The organism is Bacillus cereus group sp. Bce041, assembly GCF_052646455.1.
This window is the reverse complement of sequence record NZ_JBQXON010000003.1, coordinates 452,769-469,530: the sequence shown is the minus strand read 5'-3', so window position 1 is coordinate 469,530 and position 16,762 is coordinate 452,769. Positions and strand designations below refer to the sequence as shown.

Below are 16,762 nucleotides of genomic sequence, written 5' to 3'. Positions count from 1 at the left end.
CGATGGCAATACAAACACATATCAATGTGACAGTAGATTTTAGTAAATGGAATGGAAATACATATGATTTGCGTATTCCGAATCATCAATCTATTAAATATTTATTAAAAAACTTATTAGATACGCTAAAGATTGATAATCATGAAGGTTCACATTTTGTGATTAAAGTGAAAAATAAGTCAATTGTTTTAACAGATAATGATCGTTTAATTGATCACCAAATAACAGATGGAGATATTTTGCAAGTTTTATAAAGAATATTTTTTACTTTTAGTTATTTGAAAATAAGTTATTACGGGTTATAAAGAAAAGGAGAAGAGGATAAACATGGCGGAAAAAATAATTCAAATTGATGCAATGAACTATCAATTTCAAATAGAAAAAGAAAATTGGAAATTGGAGATGACCAAATCTCAAACACGTATAAAAGACTTCCGTCAATTCGATATAATTACGGGCGTATCATCTGAATTTGTACCATTAACAATAGAAGAAACGGATGATATGTTTACGTTTCTATATCAAGTAGATAAAAAATTATATAAGTGGGACGATCTTAGCCGTTTTAGAAGAAATGAGAAATTAAGACTACTTCGGAATGTTGCGCAGTTTCGTAAATATTTAAATAAACGAATCACGTTCTTTTTACATCCAGACAATATAGTTTTTAATGCTAATTTAATACCAAGTATTATACATAGAGGAATTCGAGATATTGTTCCACCAACCCCATTATTAGAAGAGCAGTTTTTAACACAATATAAGTGTCTAATTATTGCTTTATTCTCCCAAAAACATAACTTTGATGATTTGTATGCTGGGTTACTAAAAGATGCAAAAGAAACAACATTTGAACAGACCGTTGCTCAAATGGAAAGCTTAGATGCATTACTGCAGTTTCTTGATGACAGCTTTGAGAAGGAACAAACAAAAACAGAAAAAAATATGCAGTTAGTACCTAAAAAAAGCTATAAATCATTTAAATACTTAGCTTTTTCCTTCATAGCGGCGACAGTTATTTTAGCTGCTCCTTTAATATATTTCACTTTTATAAAATTTCCTTATCAAAATAAATTGTTAGAAGCAAATGCAAGTTTCATAGCAACTGATTATGACAAAGTCATTACGCAATTGAATGAGGAGGAGTTTGAATCATTACCGATTGCATCTAAATATGAGTTAGCATTTGCATACATTACAGCTGAAAAACTAGGTGAAGCTCAAAAGAAATCGATTATGAAAAACATTAGTTTGAAAAGTGATGAAAAGTATTTGCTGTATTGGATGTATAACGGAAAAGGTAATTTTGATAAATCATTAGATTTAGCTAAGACACTTGATGATCCTCAGCTTATTATGTACGGCCTTGTTAAACAAATTGAATCACTGAAAAATAATCCAGATTTATCAGGGGAAGAACGTGATCAAAAGTTAAAAACATATGAGCAACAATTAGATGAATATAAAAAGAAATATGGCAATTCATCAAGCGATAAAAATTTGTCGGACACAGAGAAAAAAGAGTAAGCACTTGATGAGACAGTTGAAAAGGAGCAGTGAACACGGATGGAGCAACTATTAGTATTGACTTATGGAGACAAAATATATAAGTGCACATTACATCCAAATGAGCAATCAATAGTGTCGATTGGAAAAGAGTGGACAAATGATATTACGAATCCAAGTTTAGAACAAGAAGTAGAGTTAAAGTGGAATAATGAAGTAAATGCTTGGATGGTACAGAATCAATTAATAGAATTTAATAAGGAAATTGAGATTGGGAAAACAAGAGATGTGAGCTTGAAAATCTTTATATCTATTGTTGGCACAACTAGAGTGTTTGATATCGGAACGAAACATTCTCTTACAGTGAGTCAAAACGATTACGATGATATTTCTATTACCGGGACTAGTGTAGATTTAATGCTATCTCGCGAAACGTTGTACGATTCTTTTAAAGTGAACGTGTATGGCGGGGATGTATTTCATAATTATACGAAGTTAAAAGATAGCGTTATATTAGAATCAGGAGACGTATTATATTTTGATGGTATTTTATTGGAGATTGGTAGTGAAGACATTCAAGTACTTTCTTCAGAAGATAAAGTGAAATCTGCGTTACCTATTTTAGTAGAATCAGAAACAAATTATCAAAGTGGTTATCCAGACTATCATCGTTCACCACGTATTATTTACCGTGAACCAGAAGAGAAAATGACAATTGCAAAGCCTTCAAGTATGCCATCAAAACCAACGGAGCATTTAGCAAGAATCATTGCACCTTCACTTGTCATGATTGTCGTAACCGTATTACTTGCTATTTTCATGAAATATGGAATGTTTATTATCGCATCGATTGCGATGACATTAGTAACAATCATTGTTTCTGTCACATCGTATATAAAAAATTTAAAGCAATATAAAGTCGATATTGTTGAACGAGATAAAAGCTATAGAGAGTATATAAAACAAAAAACGAAAGATTTACATGCAGAAAGTGAAAAACAGCGTCACGCATTACATTATCACAATCCAAATGTAGAAGTAATACGTAATATGGCAGTTCAAGTAAATCCTCGAATTTATGAAAAAACAATGTTACATCATGATTTCTTAACATTTAGCGTTGGAACAGGACAAGCTAATACGAGTTTTGAAATTCAATTTAATGAAGAAGAATTTAGTCAAACGAAAGATGAATTAATTGATATAGCACGTGAACTAAGACAGCGTTATCTATCGTTGGAAGATGTACCAGTTGTAACAGATTTAATGAATGGACCAGTCGGTTATATTGGTCAACGCTCTTTAGTGTTAGAGCAATTACAATTATTAGTTGCACAAACGGCTTTATTCCATAGTTATTATGACTTGCAGTTTATTACTATTTTTCCGGAAGAAGAAAAAGAAAAATGGGATTGGATGCGCTGGTTACCTCATGGAAGTGTTCGCGATATAAATGTACGTGGATTTGTATACCATGATCGTAGCCGTGATCAAGTGTTAAATAGTTTGTATCAAATATTGAAAGAACGAAAATTAAAACTAGATGAAAAAAGTTCTACTAATGAAAAAATGTACTTTGCACCGCACTATGTCGTTCTCATTACAGATGAAAAACTAATATTAGACCATGTTGTTATGGAATTCTTTAATGATGACCCGAGTCAATTAGGTGTATCGCTTGTATTTGTACAAGATGTTATGCAAAGTTTACCGGAGCATGTGAAAACGGTAATAGATATAAGAGATGCAAAACAAGGGAACATCATCTTAGAGCAAGGAGAACTTGTTAACCGTCAATTTAAGCTAAATCATGTGCCAAAAGGATTCAATTTAGAAGATATTTCACGGGCATTAGCACCATTAAATCATTTGCAAAACTTAAAAAATAGTATTCCAGAAAGCGTAACATTTTTAGAAATGTACGGCGTTGAAAAAGTAAAAGAACTGAATATCACAAGTCGTTGGGAGAAAAATGCAGCGCATAAATCTTTAGCTGTACCACTTGGATTACGTGGGAAAGAAGATATCGTAAACTTAAACTTACACGAAAAAGCACACGGACCACACGGATTAATAGCAGGTACAACAGGTTCAGGTAAATCGGAAATTATACAATCGTATATATTATCTCTAGCAGTCAATTTCCACCCGTACGAAGTAGCCTTTTTACTAATTGACTATAAAGGCGGCGGAATGGCGAATTTATTCAAAAACTTACCGCATTTATTAGGAACAATTACGAACTTAGATGGAGCGCAAAGTATGAGAGCGCTCGCATCAATTAAAGCTGAATTACAGAAAAGACAACGATTATTTGGTGAAAATGATGTAAACCATATTAATCAGTATCAAAAACTGTATAAAGAAGGCTTAGTAAGTGAGCCGATGCCGCATCTATTTTTAATTAGTGATGAATTCGCGGAATTGAAGTCAGAACAACCAGAATTTATGAAAGAGTTAGTTTCAACAGCGCGTATCGGTCGTTCACTCGGGATCCATTTAATATTAGCTACGCAAAAACCGAGTGGTGTTGTAGATGATCAAATTTGGAGTAACTCGAAATTCAAACTAGCATTAAAAGTTCAAAATACGTCAGATAGTAATGAAATCTTAAAAACGCCAGATGCTGCTGAAATTACATTACCAGGACGTGCTTACTTACAAGTTGGGAATAATGAAATTTATGAACTATTCCAATCAGCTTGGAGCGGAGCAGACTATGTAGAAAATAAAGAGGATAAAGAACATTTAGATGCAACAATCTATGCAATAAATGATCTAGGACAATATGAAATATTAAGTGAAGATTTAAGTGGACTTGGTAGCAGTAAAGAAGTAATAAGCGTACCATCTGAACTGGATGCTGTTATTGACTACATTCACGATTACGCAGAAATAAATGAAATTGAAGCGTTAGCTAGACCGTGGTTACCACCACTTCCAGAAAGCGTATATTTACAAGACTTACATGCAATTCAGTTCAAAGAAGCATGGACGAAAGAAAAGAAACCATTACAAGCAACAATTGGTCTACTAGATCAGCCTGAATTACAATCACAAACACCATTAACATTAGATATTAGTAAAGACGGACACGTAGCGGTCTTCTCAAGCCCAGGCTACGGAAAATCAACATTCTTACAATCAGTCATTATGGATGTAGCTCGTCAGCATAGTCCGGAGCATTTGCATGTGTATTTAGTGGACCTTGGAACAAATGGTCTTCTACCTTTGAAAGGATTACCTCATGTAGCGGATACGATTACGATTGATGAATCTGAAAAATGTTTAAAGTTTGTTGAAAGATTAACTCAAGAAATGAAAAATCGTAAACGATTATTAAGTGAATATGACGTTGCAAATATTGAAATGTATGAAAAGGCAAGCGGGAAAGAAATACCACATATTATTATTGCAATCGACAATTATGATGCAGTAAAAGAAGCGAAGTTCTATGAAAGCTTTGAAATGCTAATTATGCAAATTGTCCGAGATGGTGCAAGTTTAGGAATTCATACCTTAATTAGTGCAGGGCGACAAAATGCACTTAGAATTCAATTGTACAATAATATTAAAATCCAAACTTGCCTATATATGATTGATCAAAGTGAAGTAGCTAGTATTGTAGGGAGATCTGATATAAAAGTGGAAGAAACAGCAGGAAGAGCGTTAATAAAACTAGAATCTCCTACATTATTCCAGGTTGCATTACCTACGAAAGCAGAAGATGAATTACAGCAAATTCAATTATTACAACAAGAAGCAAATGATATGGATCGAGAATGGGATGGAGAACGTCCGAAGGCAATTCCAATGATGCCAGAAGTGATTGATATTGCTACTTATCGTAAAAATAAAGACGTTACAAAAGCTCTACAAGCAGCAAGAATTCCAATGGGGCTTGATTTTGCAAACGTAGAAGTTGTAGCTCATGATATTGCAGTGAATGATCATTTAATGATTTATAGTGTAGATGATAGTATGAGAAAACAAATTGTATCTAGCATCCTATCTCAATTGAATAAAGATTATTTTGAAAGTGTGACGTTGGTGGATACAGCAGAGTATAGTTTCGTTCAATATAAAGACGATGTGACGCACTACATTGTAGACGAAAATGAAATCAATATGCATGCGAAGTATTGGATGGAAGTAATTCGTGAACGAGCTTTTGAATTAGCACAAGCAAGACAAGAAGGTAGAGAAATTCCTGCATTCACAAAACAACTCATTATCATGACAAATGTTGAAGAGTTTAGTAAATTTGTTTATTTAGAAATGGAGGATGCAGCGACTTTAATTGATTTATCTCGTACAGTAGGTATTTACTTTGTATTAGCAGGTCACCACGACTACATGGACCGAAATCGTGAAGCTCTACCTATGAAAATGAGAAGTAAACTAACAGCAGCAATTATCGCAATGCCATTAAATGATCAAAGTATCTTCAATATAAAATATATAAGCAACGAAGCACCATTAGGTAAAGATGAAGTGTATTACTATCAAAAAGGGAACATAATGAAACTAAAAATGCCTAGAGTAACTAACGAGGTGACAGTATGAAATTAAAAAAGAAAGCTAAGGTGATGATAGTCGTGTCAATAGTGGCAAGTTTATTAAGTGGATGTGGTTTTGGAGAAAAGCAAATAGATTATAAGCCATTTGTCAAAGCTTTGGATGAAGGTGACATGAGAAAGGTTATGTCTGCGAGTGATGATGGGTATGCGTATGTGAAGGAACGGGTTATTGATTTTACGACAGAAAAAAATGGTGATGACAGAATTCATAATACACTATATCAAACTACTGAAGGTATATATAATTTGAAAGAAAAATTGTTATATGGAATAACGTCTCAAAAAATAACAAGTAAAACAAAAGATATAAAGGATAGGCATAAGGATATTAATTATAAAGAAGAAGAAAAATATAATACCAACTTTATGTATAAAAACGGAAAACTTCAAGGTTCGGATTCAAATTTAGATATTTCTCCTGTGAAATTGATATTTAATAGATTACAAGGTGTAGGGAATTTAAAACTGAAAGCAGATGGTAATAGAAAAAAATTTAATGAACCAAATTCAGTTGGATTTACTTTAACAGAAGCACAATTTCAAGAAATAATTAATGATAAATTAAAATTGCAATATAATAAATTTGAAAATGCATCAATTGTACTTAACTTTAACGATTCAATAGACAATGAAAAACACCCAATGCAAATAACAGAATTAACAATTTCAATTGACTATGAGAAGAAAAATGATGAAGGTAAAATGTTAACGCATAGTCAACAAATATATGTTTATTTTAGTAGTAAAAAAGATAACAATCAGGAAGCTAAGAAAGAGTTTGTAAATTATGAAAAACAATATAAAAATAAGTAATTAAATGGGAAGGTGAAGTGGTTTGACGAAAGGTGTGGAAAAGACAGAAAATTATAGATTGACTTCGGATTGGGGGAAATTGAAACTAGCAGGAGAAGATATATATAGTTTCAATAACAGCGAAGAGCCATATAATAAAACAGGAGAAAACGGCAGGGAATTAAACATAAATACTTTAGAAGAAAAATTTGGTGCAACACTTATAGAAGTTGAAGTGGATAAAGATACAGGATTTGCAGCTTATGCCTTTAAGGATAATAAAACAGGAGAAGTTGTTATTTCGTATGTTGGAACGGAAGCTGGAAAAGACAATAATAGTGATGTAGTAGTGGATGCGGAGATAGGTGGTCATAATTTAACCAATGCAAATAAATTAGTGTTTAATGATTGGGAACATGAGTTAGAAGTAAAACAATATGATCAAGGAGAGGCATTTTACGAAAAAGTGAAACAATATGCTGATGGTAAAACCATTAGTATAACAGGACATTCTTTGGGCGGAGGTATTGCAAATACAGTAGCATTAAGGCATCAAGAAGACGATATTGATGTTTTGGCGCTAAATCCAGCACCAGTTTTAAATCGAGATGTAGATAAGTTTGGTAATGGCTTTGATATGAAAAATGTTCGGAATATCATTAATCAGAATGATCCACTACATATTGGGATAAAGGCAGCAGACTTCACACTTCCGGGAAGAATGTATAAAATTCCGAATCAAGCTGGTCACTCATATGCTTTTACAGTGAAGGATTATGATGAGAATGGACATTTAATATGGATTGATAAACTAGCAAGTGATAATGATACAGGGTGGGATATTATTCCGGGGATTCTGGAGCTTTCCCAATCTACTGGTGCAATATATACAGGAACTATAAATGACGTATTTCATAGAAAAGTTTCTATCCAGGAAGAAAAAATAGCTGGAAATGCAATTAATTTGATACTAAGCGTAACGCCAATTTCTACTATTTTAGGTGGGATATTATGGTACTCGGACGTTATGCAAGGTAGCAAGGAGCTTGAAAAGCTAAAAGATATAGTTCAAGAAGGTTTTTCAAGATTAAATACAAAGTATGAAGGGCTAAAATCCCAAATTACAGCAGAAGCAATTCAATTTAGCCTAATGGCTACAGTTGAAATAAAAGGAGCGGTAGATATCGCTGTAGAATGGATTGAAACAACTTTAGCGAAATGTAAGGAAAAAGTTTTAGAAGTATTAGAGTCTGTATTTAATACTGCTATAAATTTTTTAGCTGGAAGTGTTGTAGTATATTTAGCTACAAGTGAAATTTTAGATATTGCAAAAGAAGTTGCAGCTTCTTACGTGCAAGATTTACTAGATTTGTTTAAAGGAGATTTTGTAGTTGATACAAATGTAGCTACAATTGTATCTGAACATATATTAAGTCATCGTCACTCATTGTTAAATCTCTTTATGAATGATAACAGTAGGGGGATAAACCGTTCTTTATTAGGTGAAATTGCTAAAGATGTGAAGGAGTTATCGAAAGATTTAAAACAATTAAATGACGATGTTTCAGAAGCGGTATTTTCTATGTTTGCAAAAGACGAAGAATTAGGAGCAGTTTCATATTATTAAAACTCCAAGTTTATAAATTTAAAAGAGAGGGGTATGAAGGTGGATTTACATACGATAATGTCAAGAGTTCATAGTACATTTCCAGCTAGTGGTGGACGAGAACAAATTATAAACGTTGTAGTGCAATTGGAAAAAGCAGCTACATCTTTAACGGGAGATATTAGAAGGTTAGAGAGTAGTATTGATAGTACATTACAAGGAAAAACACGTGAGGCATTTATTGATCGTATCCGTCAATTAGAGAAAAAAAGACAAAAAATAGAAGAGAAAATTAGCGTACTAAAAGGGACAGTGAATTAATATGAAAGACTATATGGATAAAGTATTACCTTTAGGCAGTGTTGTAAGATTGGGTCTTAAAGAAGAGGAAGATGTGGAGTATGTAATCACTACGAGAGGTTTATTACTTGATGAAAACACATTCTATGATTATGGTGGAGTGTTGCATCCAGTGGGTTTAACCGAAGAGACGTATAAATTATTTAACCACACGGATATTGCAGAGGTTAAATTTGAAGGGTATCGAAATAAAATTGAAGGTCAATTCGCAGCTAAGTTTAAAATGTGGCGGAATGAGTTTGTTGAAAAAGTAATTGAAAAAAATAAAAAGCAACAACAAGCACAAGAGTTAGAAATAAAGGGAAAAAAATAAATTTAAAAGGAAATAAGCTTTCCTCTTCCAAAATGGAAAGAGGAAAGCTTATTTTGATTGAATAAGGGTGTCAGTATGAAGTTAAAGAAGAAAGCTAAGATGATAATAGTTCTGTCAATAGTAGCAAATTTATTAAGTGGATGTGGTTTTGGGGAGACGAAGATAGAGTATGAGAGATTAGTAAAGGCATTGGATGAAGGTGATATGAAGACGGTTATGTCTGCGAGTGATGAAGGGTATGCGTATGTGAAAGAAGAGGTTAGGGATAGCACGTTTTGGGCGGAAAATGATAATCGCATTAGCGTTGTATATCAAACAACAGGAGGAGTATATAATGTCAAAGAAAAAAAGTTCTATGGAACAACTTTGCAAGAAATTGCTAGTTCATTAAATAGTGAGCAAAAAAAAGAAGAGATTGTATATAGAACTAGTATTAAATATGAAGATAATCAATTAAAAAGTCCAGATCAAAATTTGGATGTTTCGAATGTTCGATTTATATTTAATAGATTAAAGGGAATAGATAGTTTAAGAACCAAAAAAGATAAAAAAAGATTTAGTGAGTCATCCAAGGTAACATATTACTTAACTGAATCGGAATTTCAAGAAATAATTAATAATAAGTTAAAGGTGGACTACGATAAATTTGATGAAGCAATATTATTAATGGAGTTTAGTTCGGCGAAAGATTTAAAAGAAAATCCAATGGAATTCACTACAATAAGCATCACAATGGGATATGAAAAAAAGAATAAAGAAGGCCGATTAATAAGGCATGATCAAAAAATAGCAATCTATTTAAATAGTAAAGAAGATAACGATAAAGCTTCTAAAACCCGATATGAGAAGTATGAAAAACAATATTCAAATAGCAAGTAATGTATAAAATAAGGGGAAAGGTGTAGTTATGGTATGAGTAAAAGGTTAGTTAAAAAAATAGTTATTGTAATGACTGTAACGTTTTTACTAAGCGCGTGCAGTTTCGGGGAAACAAAAATAGAGTATGAGAGATTAGTAAAGGCATTGGATGAAGAGGACATGAGTACGGTAATGTCTGCGAGTGATGATGGATATGCTTATGTGACTCAAAGAGGTATTTATAGTACGTTTGAGCAAAAAGAAGATGGAGAGCACAGTAAGACAATTCTTCAAACTACGGAAGGTGTATATAATACAAAAGATAAAAGTTTATATGGAGAGGCGATACAAACAGTTGCGACTGATATAGAAAAAGACAAGGGGAAAAGGACAAATGAAAATTATAAAAAAGAAACTATTTATAGTACCCATGTTAAGTATGAAAATGGACAGGTGAAAAGTTCGGATTCAAATCTAGATGTTTCATACGTAAACTTAATTGTAGATCGTTTAAATGGGATAGGGAAACTAAAGATGAAGCCCGAGAATGATATAAAAAAGTTTGATCAGCCTAATTCAGTCGGATATCGACTAACTGAATCTGAATTTAAAGATATTATTAATAATAAATTAAAGATACAATACGATGAATTTGATGGAGCAACAATCGTATTGCACCTGGATGCCTCAAAAAATCCAAAACAAATTTTGCAAATGAGGATAGATATAGATTTTAAAGAAAAGAATGAGGATGGAAAATTAGTAGAAAATATGTTCCAAATAATAACGTATTTTAATAGAAAACAGGATAATAACCAAGATGCGAGACAGGAATATTTAAAATACAAGGCGCAGTACAACAAAAGAGATAGTTAAGAGTGGCGATGAAAATAAAAAGGTATAAAATCAGTGACTAAGAAAATTGAATCTTTATTTTGGTAATATACTATAGTTCGGGGAAAGGTGGAACTAACAAATGTGGGACATAAAAGAAGAAGATTTAGATGAATTTAAAATAACATGTAGACATCGTTTAAGCCCTGAAGGAGCTATGTTGTTTATGTTTGGTGGAATGCTTTATAGTTCGTTATTGATGCTTTTTATTTTTGTAGCATTAATTAGATTTGGCTGGGATTACTATCTTACTCTTTTTGACACAGTAATAGTTAGAATGGAATTGTTGTTATATAGCCTACAAGTAATCTTTTTTATTATATATCTGATCCCTAAGGTACGTTTTAAATTTCAAAAGCTCCAGACATTGGTGATATTATTATATGCGTTTCAGTTAGGTACTATAGGTCTTACGGCATTTGTTCTTCCAGGGATGAGTAATTATTCTATTAATTTTATTACGCTTATTTATGTAGGTTTACTAGTATTAGGAGCAATACTTGTTCATGGTGTAACAACAGTTGATACTTTTAAACAAGCAAGTAAAGGTGCATTTAGTATGGGAGAAAGATCTACTTCATTTTTTAATAAGGCAAAGAAAAATGTAATGTTTGGTGTGGTAATTTATATACTAATTCTTCTTGTTTTAATTTATATACAAAACAATTACTCATTGAGCATAATGTTTGGTTACTTTATATTTACGTTCATCATGTACGCGGTAGCCATAGGTGCAGCAGAGTTCCAATTATTAGCCTATTGTAGATTTAAATTTCCATCATTTTATATTTCGTGGGAGGAGCATGAAAGGGAACGGCAGGAATTCTTAAAACGTTATAAAGAGAGGGAGGAAAAGAAAGCGAAAGAAATAAAATAAGTTTTGGTTTCTGAAAATTCGAATAGAATATATAAGCAATTAAGGATTGTATATAAATCAATCAATGCTATTAAAAATTAAAGCATCTTCAATATAATCTGTACGAGTAAGTAAATATCAGTAAGTAAAGGTGAGATGTATTACTTTCCAAAAAGGAACATAATGAACTTAAAAATGCCTAGAGAAATCAACGGGGTGTCAGTATGAAGTTAAAGAAGAAAGCTAAGATGATGATAGTTCTGTCAATAGTATCAAGTTTATTAAGTGGATGTGGTTTTGGGGAGACGAATATAGAGTATGAGAGATTAGTAAAGGCATTGGATGAAGGTGATATGAAGACGGTAATGTCTGCGAGTGATGATGGATATGCATATGTGAAAGAAGAGACTAGCGACAGTACTTATGAAGAAAAAGAAGATGGTGAACATAGCAGGATAATATATCAAACAACCCATGGAGTATATAATGTGAAAGAAGACGACTTATATGGGAAAACAACTCAAAAGGTTGTTACTGATATAAAAAATGATAAAAACGTTGGTAGTAATCAAAATTACAAAAAAGAAACAGTCTATAGTACAAATTTAAAAAATGAAAAATCCCGTTCAGTAGCTCAGGATCAAGCTATGAATGTTTCATATGTAAAATTAATGTTTAGAGGATTAAATGAACTTAGTAAATTGAAACCGAGTGAAGATACAAAAAGATCTAGTGAACCGAGCATAATAAGCTATGATTTAACTGAATTACAGTTTAAAAACATCATGAATGATAAATTAAATTTAAAATATGATAAATTTGATTCTGCAATATTGATGATTGAATTTAATACGCCTAATGATACAAAAGAAAATCAAATGAGAATAACACAAATAACAATATCGGTAAATTATGAAGAAAAAAAAGAAGATAAGCTTATAAAACGCAATCAAGAGATTTCAACATATTATCATACCAGGGAAGATAACAATCAAAGTTCCAAAAAAGAATATGTAAATTATGAAAAAGAGTATATAAATCAAAAATAATATATTTTAATTGAATTTTGAGAACGATAAATGTTGTGAAAATATGAGTAAAGGGGTAGTAAAAAATAGTTATTGTGATAACAGTTATGTTTTACTGAGCGCGTATAGTTCTGGTAAATCAAAATAGAGTATGAGAGTCTAATAAAGGCATTGGATGAAGGTGGCAAGAAGACGGTTATACTTAATCGAAAGAAGAATATTTGGAACTTTTGAGGAAAAAGAACACTACTTGAACCATCAAAAGGCATTCTGGTTAGATGATTATGGTAATTAATATGGTAATGATATACCTAAAAGATTATCTGAATTTAGTTGTACAAAAATCTATGTACTTAAAAATATTAAGAGTGTAATAGAATTTTAGTGAATGAAAATTATTTAAACTGTATAGAAGGTGAAATGTCAGGGTGTGGAATATAAAAGAAGAAGATTTAAATGAATTTAAAAGTACTTGCAACAATCGCTTAAGACCCGATTGGGCTACAGGGTTTATGTTTGGAACGATGTTTTTTATTTCATTAATAATGTTTTTTCTTATTGGAGGGTTAATAAGGTTTGGTTGGAGTTATTACCCGACTCTCTTTGATAAAATAATTGTTAGCCTTGAGTTAGTGCTTTATAGTCTTCAAGTAATTTTTTTAATTATTTATCTGTTTCCTAAGATGCCATTTAAATTTCAGAAACTACAAACACTTGTGGTACTGTTATATGCGTTTCAGCTAGGTACTATTACATTTACAATGTTGATAATCCCGGGAATGTCAAATTATTCAATTGATCAAATTACATTAATGTATGTTGGGTTATTATTTTTAGGTGCAGTCATATTACATATTTTAGCGACTATTGATACTTTTAGACAGGCAAGTAAAGGGGCATTTAATACGGGAGAAGAATCCCCTTCATTTTTTAGTAAAACAAAGAGGATTGCAATTAAGTGTGCTGTAATTTATGTGTTAACTCTTCTCATTTTAATTTATGTGCATAATGATTATACACTGAAGATTTTTGGATTGTATGCGGGAGGAACTTTAATCATGTACGCGGTAGCCGTAGGCGCAGCAGAGTTCCAATTATTAGCCTATTGTAGATTTAAATTTCCATCATTTTATATTTCATGGGAGGAACACGAAAGGGAACGTCAGAAAAGACTAAAGCTTTATGAAGAAAAGGAAAAAAAGCAAGCCAAAGAAATAAAATAAGTCTTGCTTTCTGAAAATTCGAACGGAATATATAAACAATTAAGGATTGTATAAAAATCGATGCTATTAAAAATTAAAGTATCTTCAACATAATCTGTATGAGTTAATAAATACCGGTAAGTAAAGGTGAACTATATTACTATCAAAATGGGAATGTAATGAACCTAAAAATGCCTAGAGAAATCAACGGGGTGTCAGTATGAAGTTAAAGAAGAAAGCTAGGATGATGATAGTTCTGTTAATAGTATCAAGTTTATTAAGTGGATGTGGTTTTGGGGAGACGAAGATAGAGTATGAGCCATTTGTCAAAGCTTTGGATGAAGGTGACATGAAAAAGGTTATGTCCGCTAGTGATGATGGATATGCGTATGTGAAACAAAGAGGTATATATAGTACATATGAGCAAAAGGAAGATGGAGAGCACAGTAAAACAATCTATCAAACTTCGAAAGGCATATATAATACGAAAGATAAAAGTTTATATGGAAATACAACACAAGAAATTACCTCGGAAGTAGATAATAAAAATTATAAAGAAGAAGTTAATTATAGTACAAATATTAGTTATGAGAATGGACAGGTACAAAGTACGGATTCAAGTCTGGATGTTTCATACGTAAACTTAATTGTTGATCGTTTAAAAGGAATAGGGAAACTAAAGATGAAGCCCGGAGATGATATAAAAAAGTTTGATCAACCTAGTACAGTTGGATATAAACTAAATGAATCAGAGTTTCAGAGTATTGTTAATGATAAGTTGAAAATACAATATGATGAATATGATGGTGGATCGATTGTACTGCATATAGATTCTAAAGATGGTTCAGAGCAGATATTGGAGGTAAGTATTGTAATAAATTATAAGAAGCGAAATGATGAAGGTAAGTTAGTAGAATATATATCACAAATACACACATCTTTTGATAGTCACCAAGGTAATAACCAAGATGCGAAACAGGAATATATTGATTTTAAAGCAAAGTATAATGAGACGCAGTAATATTTAGAAGGGCATTTGTACGGAAAGATAATAGCGACATAAGTGTGATAAATGTTTCATAAATATGTCTATTTGTAGTGGAAAGAAATTGAGTATAAATATGTAGCCCCAGTTGCTGGAGTAGATGCAACTGGGGCGTTTATCTGTCTAAATTTAGCTTGAATACATGACATGTTTTAGTTAGGGGCACGGCTTTACAAGTAGTTTCTTCATAATAACGGTGTGGGTTTTTTGTGTAATCAACTTTTATTGCTAAGTTACAACTATTTTCGTTTATAGAGTATCTCTTATTATCGATACATCGTCCACATTCCAATGTCTTTAAATCCTAGTCGTTTATAAATTCGTCCAGCAGCTGGATTGTTATAAAATAAACAAAGTGTTCGGCCTTCTTTCGTAAAGTCTTGGATCATTTTTTGTAATATGAGTGAAGCGTAACCATTTCCGCGATAATTCGGGTGTGTACATACACCAACTACCATAGCAGATAATGAATTTTCAGCGGAAGTAGAGGCGGATGCGATGATCACGCCATCTTTTTCAATATAGTATGTGCGTCCTGTATTTGTTTCGATAGCCTGCCTTAATATTTTCTCTGATTCATTGGTAGTCGGAAATTCAGCGATGTCACTTCGTAATTTCATAATTCGTTCTATATCATCGAGTGAGGCAAGTTTAATTGTTTCATGAATTGGTGTGCTAGGTAAGTTGTTGTCATTTAGACATTCGCAAAAATACATTTCATTTTTAGTACCTAGTTGTATATTTGAAGCAGTTTCAAATTGTTCTACGATAGTTGACTTACCAGAGAGTTTAAGCGGCTTATATGTGGAAAGAAGTGCCTCATAATCAGTGGTAATAAATTCTTCTTTACTATAGGGTATAAATGAATCGTGGAATCGGAGTAGAATTGATTTTAATGTTCCATTCTCTTTAAATACTCCCCATAATTCTTGAAAATCTGTGTCATAACCGAAAGCTTCAATATCTCCAATAATAAACAAGTTAAGGGCTGCTTCTTCTTTTAGATAAGCGAATACTTGTTCATGATCTTTCTTTGTTAATTTTCGCATCATAACGAATCGACCTCTTTTTTTATTTTTCTAAATATTACAACTTAAGTTTTTTGAAATCAATATAAAATTTTATGTTTAGTTCACAAACTTTCGGAAAAACTAGGAAAGATATGACAAAGGAGGTTATGAACGGTGGATCATCCAATTCAAGGGTTAATGAAAGCAGCAATGGAAAATTTAAAAGAAATGGTCGATGTAAATACGATTGTTGGAGAGCCTGTTCAAACGGCTGACGGTGGTGTAGTGTTAACGGTTTCTAAAGTAGCGTTCGGTTTTGGAGCAGGAGGTTCTGATTTCCAAACGAATGATGGACAAAGAGCGAACGGTAACCCTGCATTTGGTGGCGGTAGCGCGGGTGGTGTTTCGATTACACCAGTAGCATTTCTTGTGGTGAATAAAGATGGAGTAAATATTCTACATCTACAAAATGCGACACATTTAGCAGAAAAAATGATTGAATTAGCTCCACAAACAATTGATAAAATTCAATCGATGTTCCAAAAAGAAGAAAAGAAAGAGGGAAATCATCATCCTCAAAACCCTGATGAAATCCTTTAAAAACGCCTGCTTATGAGCAGGCGTTTTTTCTTGTAATCACTATGTAATAAAACACATGAAATTGTAAATAGTTTTTGAAGTTTTTTCTATGTTTCTAAAATTTTTCATGTTA

At 32.2% G+C, this 16,762-nt stretch carries 14 protein-coding genes and 2 pseudogenes; 15 read left to right on the top strand and 1 reads right to left on the bottom strand.

What is annotated here, in order from left to right; all coding sequences use genetic code 11:
* The first annotated feature begins 2 nt into the window (after positions 1-2).
* The 14 genes and pseudogenes from ACUN13_RS13960 (at position 3) to ACUN13_RS13895 (ending at position 15,016) form a co-directional block, all read left to right on the top strand.
* Positions 3-254 carry an EsaB/YukD family protein gene (locus tag ACUN13_RS13960; protein WP_001007571.1) on the top strand — a complete coding sequence of 84 codons (252 nt, stop codon included), beginning with the start codon at positions 3-5 and terminating at the stop codon, positions 252-254.
* 73 nt (positions 255-327) lie between these two features.
* A complete protein-coding gene (gene essB / locus ACUN13_RS13955; RefSeq protein WP_025687484.1) occupies positions 328-1,527 on the top strand; it encodes a type VII secretion protein EssB in 1,200 nt (399 codons plus the stop codon).
* Positions 1,528-1,566: 39 nt separating this feature from the next.
* Positions 1,567-1,848: pseudogene (locus ACUN13_RS13950) on the top strand (FtsK/SpoIIIE N-terminal domain-containing protein); the annotation flags it as partial.
* A pseudogene (gene essC / locus ACUN13_RS13945) lies at positions 1,843-6,072 on the top strand (type VII secretion protein EssC); the annotation flags it as partial. The pseudogenes ACUN13_RS13950 and essC, both read left to right, overlap by 6 nt.
* Complete coding sequence (locus tag ACUN13_RS13940) at positions 6,069-6,899, top strand: DUF3952 domain-containing protein (RefSeq protein ID WP_000768472.1); 831 nt, start codon at positions 6,069-6,071, stop codon at positions 6,897-6,899. The pseudogene essC and the gene ACUN13_RS13940, both read left to right, overlap by 4 nt.
* A 22-nt stretch (positions 6,900-6,921) precedes the next feature.
* A complete protein-coding gene (locus ACUN13_RS13935; RefSeq protein WP_025687482.1) occupies positions 6,922-8,505 on the top strand; it encodes a lipase family protein in 1,584 nt (527 codons plus the stop codon).
* A 39-nt stretch (positions 8,506-8,544) separates the two neighbouring features.
* Positions 8,545-8,805 (top strand): hypothetical protein, encoded by a 261-nt coding sequence (locus tag ACUN13_RS13930; protein ID WP_025687481.1) that lies wholly within the window; start codon positions 8,545-8,547, stop codon positions 8,803-8,805.
* A 1-nt stretch (position 8,806) separates the two neighbouring features.
* Positions 8,807-9,157, top strand: coding sequence for a DUF4176 domain-containing protein (locus ACUN13_RS13925; RefSeq protein ID WP_000656383.1), 351 nt, complete (start codon positions 8,807-8,809; stop codon positions 9,155-9,157).
* Positions 9,158-9,232: 75 nt separating this feature from the next.
* Complete coding sequence (locus ACUN13_RS13920; protein ID WP_445423849.1) at positions 9,233-10,036, top strand: DUF3952 domain-containing protein; 804 nt, start codon at positions 9,233-9,235, stop codon at positions 10,034-10,036.
* Positions 10,037-10,069: 33 nt separating this feature from the next.
* Positions 10,070-10,891, top strand: coding sequence for a DUF3952 domain-containing protein (locus ACUN13_RS13915; RefSeq protein WP_445423848.1), 822 nt, complete (start codon positions 10,070-10,072; stop codon positions 10,889-10,891).
* A 100-nt stretch (positions 10,892-10,991) separates the two neighbouring features.
* Positions 10,992-11,786 carry a hypothetical protein gene (locus tag ACUN13_RS13910; RefSeq protein WP_242278024.1) on the top strand — a complete coding sequence of 265 codons (795 nt, stop codon included), beginning with the start codon at positions 10,992-10,994 and terminating at the stop codon, positions 11,784-11,786.
* A gap of 227 nt (positions 11,787-12,013) precedes the next feature.
* Entirely contained in the window at positions 12,014-12,814 is an 801-nt protein-coding gene (locus ACUN13_RS13905) for a DUF3952 domain-containing protein (protein WP_142292982.1), read from the top strand.
* A 407-nt stretch (positions 12,815-13,221) separates the two neighbouring features.
* Positions 13,222-14,016 carry a hypothetical protein gene (locus tag ACUN13_RS13900; protein ID WP_025688260.1) on the top strand — a complete coding sequence of 265 codons (795 nt, stop codon included), beginning with the start codon at positions 13,222-13,224 and terminating at the stop codon, positions 14,014-14,016.
* 199 nt (positions 14,017-14,215) lie between these two features.
* On the top strand, positions 14,216-15,016 hold the full coding sequence (locus tag ACUN13_RS13895) for a DUF3952 domain-containing protein (RefSeq protein ID WP_025688262.1): 801 nt from the start codon (positions 14,216-14,218) through the stop codon (positions 15,014-15,016).
* A 290-nt stretch (positions 15,017-15,306) separates the two neighbouring features.
* On the opposite strand, the gene ACUN13_RS13890 is transcribed toward ACUN13_RS13895, so the two are convergent.
* Positions 15,307-16,092, bottom strand: a complete 786-nt coding sequence (locus ACUN13_RS13890; protein ID WP_000984760.1) for a GNAT family N-acetyltransferase — start codon at positions 16,090-16,092, stop codon at positions 15,307-15,309.
* A gap of 132 nt (positions 16,093-16,224) precedes the next feature.
* Here ACUN13_RS13890 and ytfJ point away from each other — a divergent pair, with 132 nt between their 5' ends.
* Entirely contained in the window at positions 16,225-16,650 is a 426-nt protein-coding gene (gene ytfJ / locus ACUN13_RS13885; RefSeq protein ID WP_000349991.1) for a GerW family sporulation protein, read from the top strand.
* Positions 16,651-16,762 lie beyond the last annotated feature (112 nt).